Here is a 14,946-nt window from a genome sequence, read left to right as displayed (position 1 = left end):
GATGCGGCTCCTGCTGTGGTGGGCGGGCCGGGCGCTGAGCTCGGCCGTCACCCTCCTCGGCATCTCCGTCCTGATCTTCGCGGCGCTCCGGCTGATGCCGGGCGGCTTCGCCGAGACGATCCTGGGTCCGTTCGCCACGCCCGCGCAGAAGGCCGAACTGGCCGCCAGGTACGGGCTCGACCAGTCGGTGTTCGCGCAGTACGGGCACTGGATGGCGGCGGTCGGCACCGGGGACTTCGGCACCTCGATGATCAGCAGGCAGCCGGTCGCGGCCGAACTGTGGGCCCGGCTGCCGGTGACCGGCCGGCTCACGCTGTTCGCCGTCGCCGCCGCCGTACTGGCGGGGGTACCGCTCGGCGTGCTGACCGCGCTGCGCGCCCGCCCGGGAGGCGGCGGCGCGGCGGGGCGGCTGCTGAGCGGGCTGGGCGTGAGCGTCCCCGAGTTCGCGCTGGGCAGCCTGGTGGTGTTCGTGGTCTCCCGGTACGGCCTGCAGACCAGCGGCTACCTGTTGCCCGCCGCGGTGCTGTCGATCTTCGCCATCTCGGCGACGGCCAGGACAACCCGCGACGCCGTGCTGAACGTACTGGTCGAGCCGCACGTCACGGCCGCCGTCGCCCGGGGCGAGACGCCGTGGTTCATCGTCCGGCACCACATCCTGCGCAACGCGGCGGGGCCCGTGCTGACGCTCACCGCGACGATCACCGCCTACCTCCTGGGCGGCGCGCTGATCGTGGAGTACCTGTTCAACCTGCCGGGCATCGGCTCGTACGTCGTCCAGGCGGTGGGACGCAGGGACTACGCGGTCGTGCAGGCGGGCGTGCTGCTGGCGGCCACCGTGTTCATCGTCATGAACGTCGTGATCGACCTGCTCGTCGGGCTGGTCGACCCAAGGCTCGGGAGGCGCGCGTGAACAGGACCGCGGGGGTGAAGAGGGCGAGGCGCCTCGATCCGTTGTCGCTGACCGGCCTGGGCTGCCTGCTGCTGCTCGTCCTGGTCGCGCTCGGCTCGCTCGTGCACGCCGGCGGGGACCCCGACGCGATCGTGGGCCCGCGGCTGCGGCCGCCGGGGCCCGGCTGGTGGCTGGGCACCGACAACCTGGGCCGCTCGATGCTGCCGCGCGTCATGGAGGGTGTCGGCACCACGCTGCTGCTCTCCTCGGCCGCCGTCCTGGTGACCGCCGCGCTCAGCGCGGGCTTCGGCATCCTGGCCGGATACCGGGGCGGCTACCTGAACGAGCTGATCATGCGGGTGGTGGAGCTGCTCTACTCCTTCCCCGCCATCGTCCTGGCGATCCTCGTGGCGGCCGTCGCCGGGCCCGGCCAGCTCGCGGCGGTGGCCAGCATCGTGCTGGTCACGATCCCGCTGATGACCCGGCTCGTCCGCGCTGCCGCCGTCACCGTGGCCGAACGCGACTACGTGACCGCGGCGGCCATCAGCGGCGCGGGACTGCCCCGCATCCTCGGCCGCCACGTACTCCCGAACGTGGCCGGCACCATCGCGGTCCAGGGCACCTACGCGTTGTCGGTCGGCATCTCGGTCGAGGGCGGCCTGAGTTTCCTCGGCTTCGGCGTGCAGCCGCCGCAGGCGTCGCTCGGGGTGCTGATCCGCCAGGGTGGCACCTACATGATGGCCGCCCCCTGGCTGATCATCGGGCCCGGCGTCGTGCTGGTGCTCGCCATCCTGTCCATCAACGTGCTGGGCGACGGGCTGCGCGACCGGTTCGAACCGAGGGAGACGAGGTCACTGATATGAGCGCGCTGCTCGAAGTGGACGGCCTGGAGGTCGACTATGGGACGGCCCGCGCCCTCGACGGCGCCGACCTGCGCGTGGCGGCGGGCGAGGCCGTCGGGGTGGTGGGCGAGAGCGGGTCGGGCAAGTCCACGCTCGGCGCGGCGATCGGCCGCCTGCTGCCCCGCCAGGCGGTGGTGGCCGCCGGCACGGTGCGCGTGGCCGGCGAGCCGGTGCTGGACCTGCCGCCCGCCGCGTTGCGGCGGCTGCGCGGGCAGCGGCTCGGCTTCGTCTTCCAGGACCCGATCGCCTCGCTCGACCCGACCATGAAGGTCGGCGCCCAGCTCCGGCTCGTCCTCCGCGCACACGGCCGTGATGGTCGCGGCGGTCGCGATGGGCGTGATGGTCGCGGCGGTCGCGGCGGTGGCGGCGGCTCCGAGGGTCCGGACGGGCGTGCGGGTCTTCAGGCTCAGGTGGCCTTTCACCTGGGGCGGGTCAGGCTCGATGACCCGCGTGTGGCCGCCGCCTACCCCCACCAGCTGTCCGGCGGGATGGCCCAGCGGGTGGCGATCGCGCTGGCCATGGCCGCCTCGCCCGAGTTGCTGGTCGCCGACGAGCCGACCGCCTCGCTCGACAGCCAGGTGCGCGAAGAGGTGCTGAACGTGGTGTTCGCGCTGGCCAGGCAGGCGGGCACGAGCCTCGTCTGGCTCAGCCACGACCTGCCGGCCGTGGCCCGCAGGTGCGACCGCGTGGCGGTCATGTACGCCGGGCGCGTCGTCGAGAGCGGCCCGGCGGCCGACGTGCTCGGCGATCCCGTGCATCCCTACACCGCCGCCCTGGCCAGGTCGGCCCCCGCCGTGGCCGTTCCCGGGGTACGGCTGGAGCCGGTGCCGGGCCGCCCGCCGGTCCTGACCGGTCCCTCTCCCGGTTGTGCGTTCGCGCCCCGCTGCCCCTTCGCCGAGGACCGCTGCGCCACCGAACGTCCCGAGCCGGTCCGCGTCGGCGCCAAGGACGTGCTCTGCCACCGGGCCGCCGAGCTGGAGGTGATCGCGTGATCCTCGATCTCACCGACGTCACGGTCTCCTTCACCACGGGCCCGCCGCTGCGCCGTACCCGGCTGGACGCCATGCGCGGCGTCTCGCTCTCCGTCGCCGAGGGCGAGACGCTCGGCCTGGTGGGCGAGTCCGGCTCGGGCAAGACGACCACCAGCCGGGTCGCGCTCGGCTTGCAACGGCCGAGCACCGGCACGGTCAGGTTCGACGGCCGCCCCTTCCCCCGGCGGCGCAAGGACCTGGCCGGGCGGATGCAGGCCGTGCTCCAGCACCCGCACTGGTCGCTGAACCCCAGGATGCGCATCGGGCAGAGCGTCGCCGAGCCCCTCGCCGTACTGGGGAAGGCCGCCGGTGAGCTGGTGCCCGAGGCGCTCGAACAGGTCGGCCTGGAGGCCGGTTTCGCCGACCGCTACCCGCACGAGCTGTCCGGCGGCCAGCGGCAGCGGGTGTCCATCGCCCGCGCGCTGATCACCCGGCCGAGCTTCATCGTCTTCGACGAGGCCGTCAGCGCCCTGGACGTCTCCGTCCAGGTGCAGATCCTCAACCTGCTCAAGGACCTGCAGGCGGAGTACGGCTTCGCCGCGCTGTTCATCTCCCACGACCTCGGCGCCGTCCGCTACGTGGCCGACCGGATCGCCGTCATGCGCGGCGGCGAGGTCGTCGAGACCGCCGACGCCGAAACCTTCTACTCCGCCCCCGAACATCCGTACTCGCGACAACTCCTGGAGTCCCTGTGACCCTCGCTCCCGTGTCGGCCTTCGCCGCCGGCGTGCCCGGTAACTCCGACCTCCCGCTGACCCCGCAGCCCAGCCCTGGGCGCGGTTCGGTCGCGTTCGACCTGCCCGGCGTGTTCGTCGGCACGGCGGAGTACGGCGAGGGCCCCACCGGCTGCACCGTCGTGCATGTCCCCGCGGGCGCGCGGACCGCCGTGGACGCCCGCGGCGGCGCGGTCGGCCTGAGCGGTGGCTACGACTACAACCACGCCATCTGCCTGACCGGCGGGTCGGTGTACGGGATGTCGGCGGTGGCCGGGGTGAGCGAGGAACTGCTGGCCCGCCGGAGCAACCAGACCAAGTGGGATGAGCTGCAGCTCGTCTCCGGCGCGGTGATCTACGACTTCTCCACCCGGGACAACGCCGTGCACCCCGACGGGCGGCTGGGCCGCGCCGCGCTGCGCGCCGCCGTCGAGGGCGAGTTCCCCGTGGGCAGGTGCGGCGCCGGACGCAGCGCCAGCGCGGGCAAGGTCGACTTCGCCAGGGCCGAGTTCGCCGGGCAGGGCGCCGCCTTCGGAACCTTCGGGGCGGTCAAGGTCCTGGTGGCGACGGTGGTCAACTCCGTGGGCGTGGTCGTCGGCCGTGACGGGACGATCCTGCGCGGCAACTACCACGCCGACGAGGACGCCAGGCGCCACCCGAGCGTGGACTACGCGATCGCGTCGGACGCTCCGGCCGTCATGGGCAACACCACGCTGACGGTCCTGGTGACGAACGTACGGCTGCACGACGTCGAGCTCACCCAGCTGAGCCGCCAGGTGCACGGCTCGATGCACCGGGGCATCCAGCCGTTCCACACCCAGAACGACGGCGACGTGCTGTTCGCGCTGACCACCGACGAGGTGGACCTGGGTGGCCTCAAACCGGCCGGGCTGGGCGCGCTGGCGTCGGAGATCGCCTGGGACGCCATCCTGAGCAGCGTGGAGTAGGAGGAATGTACAGCTTCCCCCGTTTCGCGGCGCCAGACCACGCGCACGTGGCGCGGCTGGTGCGGACGAACCCGTTCGCGCTCGTGATCACCGCGACCGGCGGCGTGCCCGTGGCCAGCCACGTGCCCGTCATCGTGGACAGCGGCGGCGAGTCCACGTTCGTGGGCGCGACGCTGCTCGGCCACATGGCCCGGGTCAACCCGCAGTGGCACGCCTGGGACCCGCCTCCCACCGGCGACGGGCCCGCGCCTTCCGCCGATGGGGCCGAAGCGCCCGAGGTGCTCGTGGTCTTCTCCGCCGCGCACGGCTACGTCTCGCCGGCCAGCTACGCGGTCGATCCCGCCGTACCGACGTGGGACTACGCGGCCGTCCACCTGACCGGCCAGATCGAGCCGCACCCCGACCCCCTGGACGTGGTCCGGCGCACGGTGGCGGAGGTGGAGTCGTCACGAACGCCCAGTTGGCGGCCCAGCGCGGCCTCTCAGGAGGTCTTCGCCAGGATCGTGTCCGGCGTGGCGGCTTTCCGGGTGCGGGTCACGGCCGAGCAGAGCGTGTTCAAGCTGAGCCAGGACAAGGACGACGAGCAGCGACACCGGGTCCATCGCGACGCGGACGCCGCCGTCGCGGCGCTGATGGACGAGGTGGCCCCCAGATGATGACGTTTCCCTCCTACACCTCCACCTGCCTCGACGCGGCGGGACGCGGCAGGCAGTTCGGCGCCCGCTGGCGCGAGGAGGTACACGCCAATCTCGACGGATATCTGCGGCTGTTCGAGGTGAGCGGCGCGGACCCGGCACAGGTCAGAGACCTGGGCGAGCGGGCGCTCGACAGCACGGCCGCGTGGGCGCCGGAGCTGGCCGAGGAGATCGGCGGCATCGCGGCGGGCTGCGGCCTGGAGACCTGGCAGGTCGCGGTCGTCAACGCGCGGACCGAGATCCTGGCCGCGCTGCGGCACGACGGCGAGGGCGAATGCTCCACCGCCGTCGTGCTCGGCGGCGGGCTGCCGCCGCGCACGACGCAGACCTGGGACTGGCACGACCACCTGCGCGACGCGCCGGTGCTGTGGGCCTACGAGCCGCGCCAAGGGCACAAGGTACGCACCTTCACCGAGTTCGGGGTGCTGGCCAAGATCGGCGTGAACAGCGCGGGTCTGGGCGCGCACTTCAACATCCTGCGCCACGAGTCGGACCACGCGAACGTCGGCGTGCCGGTGCACGTGGTCGCGCGCCGGATTCTGGACGAGGCCGCCACCCTGGAGCAGGCCACCGAGATCGCCAGGTCGGCGAAGACGTCCGCGTCCACGGTCATCACCGTGGTCACGGCGGAGGGGGCCAGATCGCTGGAGATCTGCCCGGACGGCGTCGCGGTCGTCGAGGCGGACGCCGCCGGCGTACTGCTGCACGCCAACCACTTCCTGGACGGCGCGCTGAGCGCGGGGGAGCGGCTGGGCACCGAGCGGCCGGCCACGTACGCCAGGCTCGAACACCTGGAGGAGCGGACCGGCGAGCTGGGCGACCCGGACGCCACGGCCAGGGCGCGGGCGATGACCTGCCACGCGCCGGTGGCGCCCGTGTGCGCGCACGCCGACCCGGCGCTCCCGCTCGACCAGCGCTGGGAGACACTCGCGGTGATCAGCCTGGACGTGGCCGCGGCCGAGATGCGGGTGCACAGGGGCAGGCTCTGCCAGGTCACCGACTCGACCTGGCAGACCTTCTGATCCGCACCGTAGGCCGACGGCAGGTTGAGCGCGTTGGCCCGCACGCCCTGAGGGTGCCGTGGCGTAATTATCTTAGAATTGAAATCTAGAATTAACTACCAGTATTGAGAGGCACGCATGCCGTACCGGATCTATGTCGATGGCGAGTGGGTGCCGGCGAGCGGTGGCCCGGCGATCGAGGTGGTGAATCCCGCCACGGAGGAGATCATCGCCGAGGTGCCACGCGGCGGCGCCAAGGACGTGGCACGGGCCGTGGAGGCGGCGGCCGCCGCGCTGCCCGCCTGGGCCGCCCGCCCTGTCGCCGAGCGGGCCGCCCTGTGCGCGGCGGTGGCGGGCGCGCTCCAGGAGCGGGCCGAGGAACTGGCGGACACGATCGTGAACGAGCTGGGCATGCCGATGCCCATGACCCGGCTCATCCAGGTGGGGGCGCCGATCCGGACGTTCGCCTCGATGCCGGACCTGGCCGCCGGGGTCGCCTTCGAAGAGCGGCTCGGCGACTCGGTCGTCTACCGGGACCCGATCGGCGTCGTCGGCGCCATCACTCCTTGGAATTACCCGTTGCACCAGATCGCCGCCAAGGTCGCCCCGGCTCTGACGGCGGGCTGCACGGTGGTGCTCAAACCGAGCGAGGTCACACCGCTCAACGCGTTCCTGCTGGCCGACGTGATGCACGAGGCCGGGTTCCCGCCCGGGGTGTTCAACCTGGTCACCGGCATCGGACCCGAGGCGGGGGAGGCGCTGGCCGCGCACCCGCTCGTCGACATGATCTCCTTCACCGGCTCCACCCGGGCCGGGCAGCGGGTGGCCGGGCTGGCCGCCGACGGTGTCAAGCGCACCGCGCTGGAGCTGGGCGGCAAGTCACCGAACGTGCTCCTGGACGACCTGGACGACGCCGCCTTCGAAGACGCCGTCCGCAAGGGCGTGGCGGCCTGCTTCCTGAACTCCGGCCAGACCTGCTCGGCCCTGACCAGACTGCTGGTCCCGCGCGACCGCCTGCTCGCCGCCGAGCCCATCGCGGCGGACGAGGCGCGGAGCTTCACACCCGGCGACCCGCGCGACCCCGCCACCCGGCTCGGGCCGCTGGTCTCGGCCGTGCAGCGGGAACGCGTACGCGAGCACTTGCGCGCCGCGGCCCAGGACGGCGCGACGATCCTCACCGGCGGCCCCGACGCGCCGGACGGGTTGGAGCGTGGCTTCTACGTGCGCCCGACCGTGCTGACCGGCGTCACACCCGAGTCGCGGATCGCGCAGGAGGAGATCTTCGGACCGGTCCTGGTCATCCTGCCCTACTCCGGTGAGGACGAGGCGGTCCGCATCGCCAACGGCACCCCTTACGGGCTGGCGGCGGGCGTACGCGCCGCCGACCCCGAACGCGCCCGCCGGGTCGCCAGGCGAATCCGGGCCGGGCAGATCCGCGTCAACGACGGCGCGCACAACGGCCTGGCCCCCTTCGGCGGTTTCAAGCACTCCGGGTACGGCCGCGAGTACGGCCGCTTCGGCCTGGAGGAGTTCCTCACCACCACGGCTGTGCAGTTTTGAACCAGGGGAGGAGTCCTAGGTCGCGGCCCACGACGGGCTGGACGGCCGCCCTCCTCCGTCACCTGGTGAGCGAGTACGGCCAGGCGGCGACAATAGGAACATGCAGGACTTATCGATCAAAGCTGTCCTGGGGCGTGCAGCCCTCATCGGGTTGGTGGCGGGCATCCCCACGGCCATCATCTGGGCGGACGCGCAAGGGGAGGAACTCGACGGGACCATTTTCCCGCCGGCCATGTTCCTCCTGGCGATAATCCTGGGCACGGTGGGCGCGCGGCTGGCCAGGCTGCCGCGCTGGGGGGCGGTCGGTCTTGTCGGGGGCGCTGCGACTTGGTTGCTCATCGATGCCCTCGCGGTGCTGGTACCGGTGCCGGATCCGGAGCTGATCGGCCCTCTTCCGGCCCTTGTCGTCCCTGTCTACGTGGTGGGTGGTGCTGTCGGCTTCGCCCTGTCGGCGTGGTCGTTCATGGTGCCCCTTCGCTGGTGGGCGGTAGCCCTGGCCGTAATCGTGCCCCTCGGGTCCTGGGGCGCGGCGCAGTACAAGCCGCAGATCCTGGCCTGGTTGGAAATCCGCAGCTTTGAGAGGTCCGGCGTGCCGCTGATCGCTCCAGCGATCCAGGGTTACCGGCTGGTCCACGTGGATCTCAATGCCGCCGGGCAGCGAGAGCCGCAACCGTCCATCTGGCTGGAGTACTGGCGGGCCGCCACGCCGAATCGGGGATTCTCCGAGGTCCAGGTCACGCTCTGGCCCGCCGCGGCTGGAAGGCCGCGGGATTCGTGCCTGGCGGTCACCGAGAATTTTGACGTTCCGCTGCGATGCACATCGCTCCCGGGAGACCGATGGGTCCGGACCGGTGCCGGGTCCTCCTGGGTCACCGTCTTCGCCAGGTCGGGCGATGCGCTGGTCATGCTCAACGGTTCGGGTATCGCTGAGGCTGACCTGGTGGCGGTGCTGTCCACTTTCCGTCCCATCTCGGCCGAGGAGCTTGCCAGGGCCACGTGACCAGACGGCGGCGCCTGGCCATCGCATCCAGCGGCACGCTTGCCCGGTCAGTGGAAGGCGGGCAAGCCGGTCAGCGCCTTGCCCACGACCAGCGTGTGGATCTCCGATGTGCCCTCGTAGGTCAGCACGGACTCCAGGTTGACCGCGTGCCTGATCACCGGGTACTCCAGGGTGATGCCGCTCGCGCCGAGCAGCGTCCGGCACGTCCTGGCGATGTCGATGGCCTCGCGCACGTTGTTCAGCTTGCCGACGCTCACCTGCTCGGGGGTGAGCTCGCCGCGCTCCTTCAGCCGCCCGAGATGCACCGCCAGCAGCAGGCCCTTGCCCAGCTCCAGCGTCATGTCGGCGAGCTTCTCCTGGGTGAGCTGGTAGGAGGCGAGCGGCCGGGCGAAGATCTCCCGCTCGGCCGCGTAGGCGAGCGCGGTCTCCAGGCAGTCGAGCGCCGCGCCCATCGCGCCGAACACAATGCCGAATCGGGCCTCGTTCAGGCAGCCGAGGGGCCCGGACAGGCCGCGGGCGCCGGGCAGCATCGCCTCTTCCGGAAGCCGCACGCCATCCAGCACCAGCTCGCTCGTCACGCTCGCGCGCAGGGAGACCTTCCGCTTGAGATCGTGTACGGCGAAGCCCGGCGTGCCCGCCGGCACCAGGAAGCCGCGGATGCCCTCCTCGGCCCGCGCCCAGACCACGGCCACGTCGGACACCGAGCCGTTGGTGATCCACATCTTGGTGCCGTTCAGCACCCAGTCGGAGCCGGCCCGCTTGGCCGTCGTCCGCATGCCCCCCGGGTCGGAGCCGAAGTCGGGCTCGGTGAGGCCGAAGCAGCCGATGCGCTCACCGGCGGCCATCGCGGGCAGCCACTCCTGCTTCTGCTCCTGGCTGCCGTACTTCCAGATCGCGTACATGGCCAGGGAGCCCTGCACCGAGACCAGGCTGCGCAGGCCGGAGTCGGCCGCCTCCAGCTCCAGGCAGGCCAGGCCGTAGGCGACGGCGCCAAGGCCCGCGCAGCCGTACCCGTCCAGGTGCATGCCGAGGACGCCGACGGAGCCGAGCGAGCGGGCCAGCTCGCGGGCGGGCAGCGTGCCCGCCTCGAACCAGTCCGCGACGTGCGGCCGGATCTCCTGGTCGCACACCTGCCGGACGGCCTGGCGGATGTCGCGCTCCTCGTCGGTGAGCAGACCGTCGATGGCGAAGAGGGCGGAAGGGTGCATTCCGAACTCCTGTATTTTGGATCCAATATTGATAATCCAATATGGCATAGTTAAGGTGCGTTGACCATGGACATGACGCATCCACCTGAGCGCCCCGGCATGAACGAGCGAACCGACAGCCAGGAAGGCGGTGGCGCGCTGTCCGGGCTGCTGGTCGCCGACTTCAGCCGGGTGCTGGCCGGGCCGTACGCGACCATGCTGCTGGCCGACCTCGGCGCCGACGTCGTCAAGGTGGAACGCCCCGGCGCCGGCGACGACACCCGCTCGTGGGGGCCGCCGCACGCCGGGGGAGTGGCCACCTACTTCCTGGCCGTCAACCGGAACAAGCGCTCGATCGCCCTCGACCTGCGCGACCCGGCCGACCTGGAGGTGGCCCGCGCGCTGGCCGCCCGCGCCGACGTACTCGTCGAGAACTTCAAGCCGGGCACCATGGACCGGCTGGGCCTCGGCTACTCCGTCTTGAGCGCCGCCAACCCCGGGCTGGTCTACTGCTCGATCACCGGGTTCGGCGCGGGCAAGGGCGCGGAACTGCCCGGCTACGACCTGATCGCGCAGGCCGTCGGCGGGCTGATGAGCGTGACGGGCGAGCCGGACGGCCCCGGCACGAAGGCGGGCGTGGCCCTGGTCGACGTGATCACCGGCTTGCACGCGGGACTCGGCGTGCTGGCCGCGCTGCGCCACCGCGACGCCACCGGACAGGGGCAGCGGGTTTCGGTGTCGCTCCTGTCGTCGCTGCTGTCGGCACTGACCAACCACGCCTCCGGGTACGCCGCCGCCGGGGTGGTGCCCAAGGCCATGGGGAACCGGCATCCCAGCATCGTGCCGTACGAGGTGTTCCAGGCCGCCGACCGGCCGATCGTCATCGCGGCGGGGAACGACCGGCAGTTCCGCGCCTTGTGCCAGGTGCTGGGCCGGGCCGACCTCGCTGACGACCCCCGGTTCGCCGCCAACACCGGCCGGGTCGCCGGCCGGGAGGTGCTCGTGGCCGAGCTCGACCGGACCCTCGGGACGCGTACGGCCGACGAGTGGTTCGCCGCGCTCACCCCGGCCGGGGTGCCGTGCGGGCCGATCAACACCCTGGACGCGGCGTTCGCCTTCGCCGCCGAACTCGGCCTGGATCCGCTGGCCGGCGATCAGGTGGCCAACCCCATCGGCCTGGGCGCGACGCCGCCGGAGTACCGCCTCCCGCCGCCCTCGCTCGGGCAGGACGCGGACTGGGTCCGTGAGATATTGGGGCAATGACCTCGGTAGAAGGGCACCGCAGGCCGCCCACGGCCCAGCAGTTCGTCCTGGAGGAGCTCAGGCGGGCGATCACCACCGGCCGCCTGCGTCCAGGCGACCCGATCAGGCAGGAGGCGCTGGCCGAGGAGTTCGACGTCAGCCGGGTCCCGCTGCGCGAGGCGCTCAAGACCCTGGAGGGCGAGGGGCTGGTCACGTACAAGGCGCACCGCGGCTACTGCGTGCAGCGGCTCTCGCTCGACGACCTGCGCGAGGTCTGCCTGATCCGCGAACTGCTGGAGGCCGAGGCGGTCCGCCGCGCGGTCGAACGCCTCACCGACGCCGGGCTGGCGGCAGCCGAACGCGCGCAGGCCGAGGTCGAGCGGGCCGCGGCGGCGGGTGAGGTGCTGGAGATGGCCGAGGCCAACCGCCGCTTCCACATGACGATCTTCGAATGGTCGGAGCTACCGCGTCTGGTCCGGCTGATCAGGACGCTGTGGGACTCCACCGACGCCTACCGGTCGCTGTACTACGGCGAGGAGCCCAACAGGCAGCGGGTCATCGAGGAGCACCGCGCCACCCTCGACCTCCTGCGCCGCCGCGACGCGGAGGCCGTGGTGGCCGTGCTGGCCGCACACCGCGCCCACGCGGTGACCGCCATAGAAACTCAGTTGGCTCCCGGAACGGTCGGCTGACCGTCTCTCGGCGCGGCCGGTTCGGCGGGGCGGACTTTTAAGCCCGTTCGCCAAGGCAGACCCGCAAGAAGACCATGGGAACAGCTAGTCGGAAGACCTGACGGGCACCCGGTTCAGGGTTCTCCTGCCGTCGCGTCAACTGTCGATCAAGCCGCGCGCCCTGCACATGCCGCGGGGCCGAGCCTTGCTGCGCCCGGGGGTGATGCGGTGCGCATCGTGGTCATGTGGACCGAGCCTCCGGCGGGGGATAGGGTAAGAGTTTGTCAACTAGGGTTACAAACAGAATCCGGCCCTGAAGAGGAAGACCCGAATGACCCATGACATCGAGCCCCCTTTGTGTGTCCCCGGGGCCGCTGACGAGACCGGGGCGCTGACTGGGGTTCGGCCCAGCATGCGACAGGTGGCCTGGCAGTCGATGGAGTTCTACGCCTTCATCCACTTCGGCATGAACACGATGACCGGGCGCGAGTGGGGGTCGGGCGGCGAGGATCCGGCCCTGTTCAACCCGTCCGGCCTGGACGTCGACCAATGGATGTCGACGATCGCCGCGGCGGAGATGACCGGCGTCATCCTCACCGCCAAGCACCATGACGGCTTCTGCCTGTGGCCCTCGCAGGTGACTGCACACTCCGTCGCGGCCTCCGGGTGGCAAGAGGGGAAGGGCGACCTTGTGCGACTCGTGGCCGATGCGGCGCGGCGACACGGCCTCAAGTTCGGTGTCTACCTGTCACCCTGGGACCGCACCGAGGGAACGTACGGCTCGGGAAAGCCGTACGACGACTTCTTCGTAGGTCAGCTGGAGGAGTTGCTGTCCCATTACGGCGACGTGTTCTCGGTGTGGTTCGACGGCGCCAACGGCGAGGGGCCCGGCGGCGCCCACCAGCAGTACGACTGGGACCGCTACTATGCGGTCGTACGGCGTCTGCAACCCGATGCGGTGATCTCGGTCTGCGGGCCGGACGTCCGGTGGTGCGGCAACGAGGCCGGGCGCACCCGGCCGGACGAATGGAGTGTCGTGCCCGCGGCGCTGCGCGACGTCGAACGTATCGCCGATCGCTCACAGCACGTCGACGACGGAGCATTCTCGCGGGTCATCCGGAGCGACGATGAGGATCTGGGCAGCCGCGCGGCCCTCGCCGGCCGACTTGACGACCTCGTGTGGTATCCCGCGGAGGTGAACACATCCATCCGGCCCGGGTGGTTCTATCACGAGCACGAGGACGGCTCCGTTCGCTCCGCCGACGAACTCTTCGATCTGTGGTGTGCCGCGACCGGTGGGAACGCGTGCCTGCTGCTCAACGTGCCGCCCGATCCCCGTGGCCTCGTGGCTGCTCCCGACGTCGCCGCCCTGATGGGGCTGGGCGAACGCATCCGGGCGTTCCGGAGCGGAGTGCTGGACGCGGACATCACGCTGTCGTCCGGGGTGCTGCGCACGCACGCGGGCGAGCCGGTGGCCGACCGGTCCGCACTCGCGCGTCTGGCCGGGGACGCGGCAGCGCCGCACGTGTGGCGTCCGGAGGCGTTCGATGTCGTGCCGACCATCTCGCTCGCCCTCGCCAGTTCCAGCGATGTCGGCGCCGTGGTCGTCCGTGAGGACATCACGCAGGGGCAACGCGTCGAGCGCGTCGTGGTGATCGGGGTGACCGACGGGCGCGAAGAGATATTGGCCGAGGCGAACTCTGTCGGCTACCAGCGCATTATGCGCTTTCCCTCGCGCGTCGTCGAGAAGGTCAAGGTCAGGGTCGAAGCGTCCCGCGGCCTTCCGGCCATCCGTACGGTCGCGGTGATCGATGCCGACGGTGCACGGTTCCGGAGGTGAATCCCGCGGTGGGGACGGCGCCATGGAACGCGGGTGCCGAGGAACTTGTTGGATGTACGCATGACAAGTACGCCTGACGGCCCCGCCGCGCGTTCAGAGGCCGACTCCGGATGGCCTCAGCTGCACCCGACGACGCAGGCGGCATACAACCGCATCCTGTGGAATGGTGGACTCTCCAAAAGCGAGGTGGCGAAAAAGCTCGGCCTGTCCCGCACCCGGATGACGACGATCGCACGCGATCTCATGGCCGCGGGTCTCATCATCGAAGGTGGCAGGGAACAAAGGGCCGGTACGGGGCGACCCGCAGACATGCTGCTCGCCAAGACCGACCTTTTCCACTTCCTCGGCGTACACGTCCGTGCGAGCGAACTGGTCGTAGCGGGAATAGACCTGGCCAACAAGGTGGTCTGGGAGCGCCGGCGGCATGTCGACGAATTCGGCTCGTCGGTGATCGGCGCGCACTGCCGCAACTGGCTGGACGAGGCGAAGGCGAGCGGGTTGCGCGTGGCCGCGCTGGCCGTATGCGGCTCCACGGAGCGGATCGATGGAGCCGCGGAAGGTGTCGGCTTGCACACCGTGGCTCCCGAGGCGATGCGGTCGGCGTGGGAGGAGGAGTTCGGTATACCGGTGTGGGTCGAAGACGACGTCGTGGCACTCACCGCGTTCGAGCAATGGCCGCGCCTGACCGAGGGGCAAGACAGTATGGCGCTCATTTCGCTCGGCAGGGAGATCGGGTTCGGACTGGTGGCCGACCGCAAGATCATTCTCGGCGCGCACCGCAGGGCGGGCAGGTTCTCGCATGTCCAGGTCGCGTCCGACGGCGCGTGGTGCCTCCTCGGTCATCGCGGTTGCCTCTGGGCGGAGAGTTCCACGACCTCGATCGTCAACGGTGTCGCCGGCGCGCGGACACTCGGTGACGTGATCGAGCGTGCCGCGGCGGGCGAGCGGCCGGCGCGCGAACGGCTGGCGCGCGCCGCGCGCGGGATCGGTGCGGCGACCGGACACATCTTGAATCTGCTTGACCCCGACAAGGTGATCTTGACGGGCGACAGTCCGTTGATCCTGGACTCGCGTGCCGAGGATTTCGAAGAAGGGATGCGCACGGTGTACACCGTGCCGGAGCCGCCCGTCATTGAGGTCACGGTGTTCGATTTCCTCGAGTGGGCGCGCGCGGCGGCCGGACTGGCCCTCTATCGCCGACTCGCAGAATCCCCTTCCTGAGTGCGCAGGCCATCAGGGTTTGTCACCTCCCTTGACAAACTCTGATG

At 71.2% G+C, this 14,946-nt stretch carries 14 protein-coding genes; 13 read left to right on the top strand and 1 reads right to left on the bottom strand.

What is annotated here, in order from left to right; translation table 11 throughout:
• The first annotated feature begins 1 nt into the window (after position 1).
• The 9 genes from AB0H88_RS18985 to AB0H88_RS18945 all read left to right on the top strand — a co-directional run bounded on the left by AB0H88_RS18985 (position 2) and on the right by AB0H88_RS18945 (position 8,738).
• On the top strand, positions 2-910 hold the full coding sequence (locus AB0H88_RS18985) for an ABC transporter permease (protein ID WP_357646046.1): 909 nt from the start codon (positions 2-4) through the stop codon (positions 908-910).
• Positions 907-1,752, top strand: a complete 846-nt coding sequence (locus AB0H88_RS18980; RefSeq protein ID WP_357646044.1) for an ABC transporter permease — start codon at positions 907-909, stop codon at positions 1,750-1,752. The genes AB0H88_RS18985 and AB0H88_RS18980 overlap by 4 nt, the downstream gene beginning before the upstream one ends.
• A complete protein-coding gene (locus tag AB0H88_RS18975; protein WP_357646042.1) occupies positions 1,749-2,783 on the top strand; it encodes an ABC transporter ATP-binding protein in 1,035 nt (344 codons plus the stop codon). The genes AB0H88_RS18980 and AB0H88_RS18975 overlap by 4 nt, the downstream gene beginning before the upstream one ends.
• Positions 2,780-3,517 (top strand): ATP-binding cassette domain-containing protein, encoded by a 738-nt coding sequence (locus tag AB0H88_RS18970; protein ID WP_357646040.1) that lies wholly within the window; start codon positions 2,780-2,782, stop codon positions 3,515-3,517. Before AB0H88_RS18975 ends, AB0H88_RS18970 begins: the two co-directional genes overlap by 4 nt.
• Positions 3,514-4,482 carry a P1 family peptidase gene (locus AB0H88_RS18965; RefSeq protein ID WP_357646038.1) on the top strand — a complete coding sequence of 323 codons (969 nt, stop codon included), beginning with the start codon at positions 3,514-3,516 and terminating at the stop codon, positions 4,480-4,482. The genes AB0H88_RS18970 and AB0H88_RS18965 overlap by 4 nt, the downstream gene beginning before the upstream one ends.
• A 5-nt stretch (positions 4,483-4,487) precedes the next feature.
• Positions 4,488-5,138, top strand: a complete 651-nt coding sequence (locus tag AB0H88_RS18960) for an FMN-binding negative transcriptional regulator (protein ID WP_357646036.1) — start codon at positions 4,488-4,490, stop codon at positions 5,136-5,138.
• Positions 5,135-6,199 (top strand): C45 family peptidase, encoded by a 1,065-nt coding sequence (locus AB0H88_RS18955; RefSeq protein WP_357646034.1) that lies wholly within the window; start codon positions 5,135-5,137, stop codon positions 6,197-6,199. Before AB0H88_RS18960 ends, AB0H88_RS18955 begins: the two co-directional genes overlap by 4 nt.
• Before the next feature lie 117 nt (positions 6,200-6,316).
• Positions 6,317-7,738 carry an aldehyde dehydrogenase family protein gene (locus tag AB0H88_RS18950; protein ID WP_357646031.1) on the top strand — a complete coding sequence of 474 codons (1,422 nt, stop codon included), beginning with the start codon at positions 6,317-6,319 and terminating at the stop codon, positions 7,736-7,738.
• Between the two features lie 154 nt (positions 7,739-7,892).
• A complete protein-coding gene (locus AB0H88_RS18945) occupies positions 7,893-8,738 on the top strand; it encodes a hypothetical protein (protein ID WP_357646028.1) in 846 nt (281 codons plus the stop codon).
• A 47-nt stretch (positions 8,739-8,785) separates the two neighbouring features.
• On the opposite strand, the gene AB0H88_RS18940 is transcribed toward AB0H88_RS18945, so the two are convergent.
• Positions 8,786-9,946, bottom strand: a complete 1,161-nt coding sequence (locus AB0H88_RS18940) for an acyl-CoA dehydrogenase family protein (RefSeq protein ID WP_357646025.1) — start codon at positions 9,944-9,946, stop codon at positions 8,786-8,788.
• 66 nt (positions 9,947-10,012) lie between these two features.
• Between AB0H88_RS18940 and AB0H88_RS18935 the strand changes: the two genes are divergently transcribed.
• The 4 genes from AB0H88_RS18935 (at position 10,013) to AB0H88_RS18920 (ending at position 14,899) form a co-directional block, all read left to right on the top strand.
• Complete coding sequence (locus tag AB0H88_RS18935; protein WP_357646023.1) at positions 10,013-11,188, top strand: CoA transferase; 1,176 nt, start codon at positions 10,013-10,015, stop codon at positions 11,186-11,188.
• Positions 11,185-11,859: a GntR family transcriptional regulator gene (locus tag AB0H88_RS18930; protein WP_357646021.1), complete on the top strand. Its 675-nt coding sequence runs from the start codon at positions 11,185-11,187 to the stop codon at positions 11,857-11,859. Before AB0H88_RS18935 ends, AB0H88_RS18930 begins: the two co-directional genes overlap by 4 nt.
• 400 nt (positions 11,860-12,259) lie before the next feature.
• Positions 12,260-13,678 carry an alpha-L-fucosidase gene (locus AB0H88_RS18925; protein WP_357646020.1) on the top strand — a complete coding sequence of 473 codons (1,419 nt, stop codon included), beginning with the start codon at positions 12,260-12,262 and terminating at the stop codon, positions 13,676-13,678.
• Positions 13,679-13,738: 60 nt separating this feature from the next.
• Positions 13,739-14,899, top strand: coding sequence for an ROK family transcriptional regulator (locus AB0H88_RS18920; RefSeq protein WP_357646017.1), 1,161 nt, complete (start codon positions 13,739-13,741; stop codon positions 14,897-14,899).
• Positions 14,900-14,946: the final 47 nt, after the last annotated feature.

Origin of the sequence: Nonomuraea sp. NPDC050680 (genome assembly GCF_040654555.1) — a bacterium.
Taxonomy (GTDB): Bacteria; Actinomycetota; Actinomycetes; order Streptosporangiales; family Streptosporangiaceae; genus Nonomuraea.
This window is presented reverse-complemented; position numbering and strand designations above follow the sequence as displayed.

Coding starts and splice junctions, on each gene's coding strand:
- AB0H88_RS18985 (WP_357646046.1), top strand. CDS start 2: ATGCGGCTCCTGCTGTGGTGGGCGGGCCGGGCGCTGAGCTCGGCCGTC.
- AB0H88_RS18975 (WP_357646042.1), top strand. CDS start 1,749: ATGAGCGCGCTGCTCGAAGTGGACGGCCTGGAGGTCGACTATGGGACG.
- AB0H88_RS18960 (WP_357646036.1), top strand. CDS start 4,488: ATGTACAGCTTCCCCCGTTTCGCGGCGCCAGACCACGCGCACGTGGCG.
- AB0H88_RS18955 (WP_357646034.1), top strand. CDS start 5,135: ATGATGACGTTTCCCTCCTACACCTCCACCTGCCTCGACGCGGCGGGA.
- AB0H88_RS18950 (WP_357646031.1), top strand. CDS start 6,317: ATGCCGTACCGGATCTATGTCGATGGCGAGTGGGTGCCGGCGAGCGGT.
- AB0H88_RS18940 (WP_357646025.1), bottom strand. CDS start 9,946: ATGCACCCTTCCGCCCTCTTCGCCATCGACGGTCTGCTCACCGACGAG.
- AB0H88_RS18935 (WP_357646023.1), top strand. CDS start 10,013: ATGGACATGACGCATCCACCTGAGCGCCCCGGCATGAACGAGCGAACC.
- AB0H88_RS18930 (WP_357646021.1), top strand. CDS start 11,185: ATGACCTCGGTAGAAGGGCACCGCAGGCCGCCCACGGCCCAGCAGTTC.
- AB0H88_RS18920 (WP_357646017.1), top strand. CDS start 13,739: ATGACAAGTACGCCTGACGGCCCCGCCGCGCGTTCAGAGGCCGACTCC.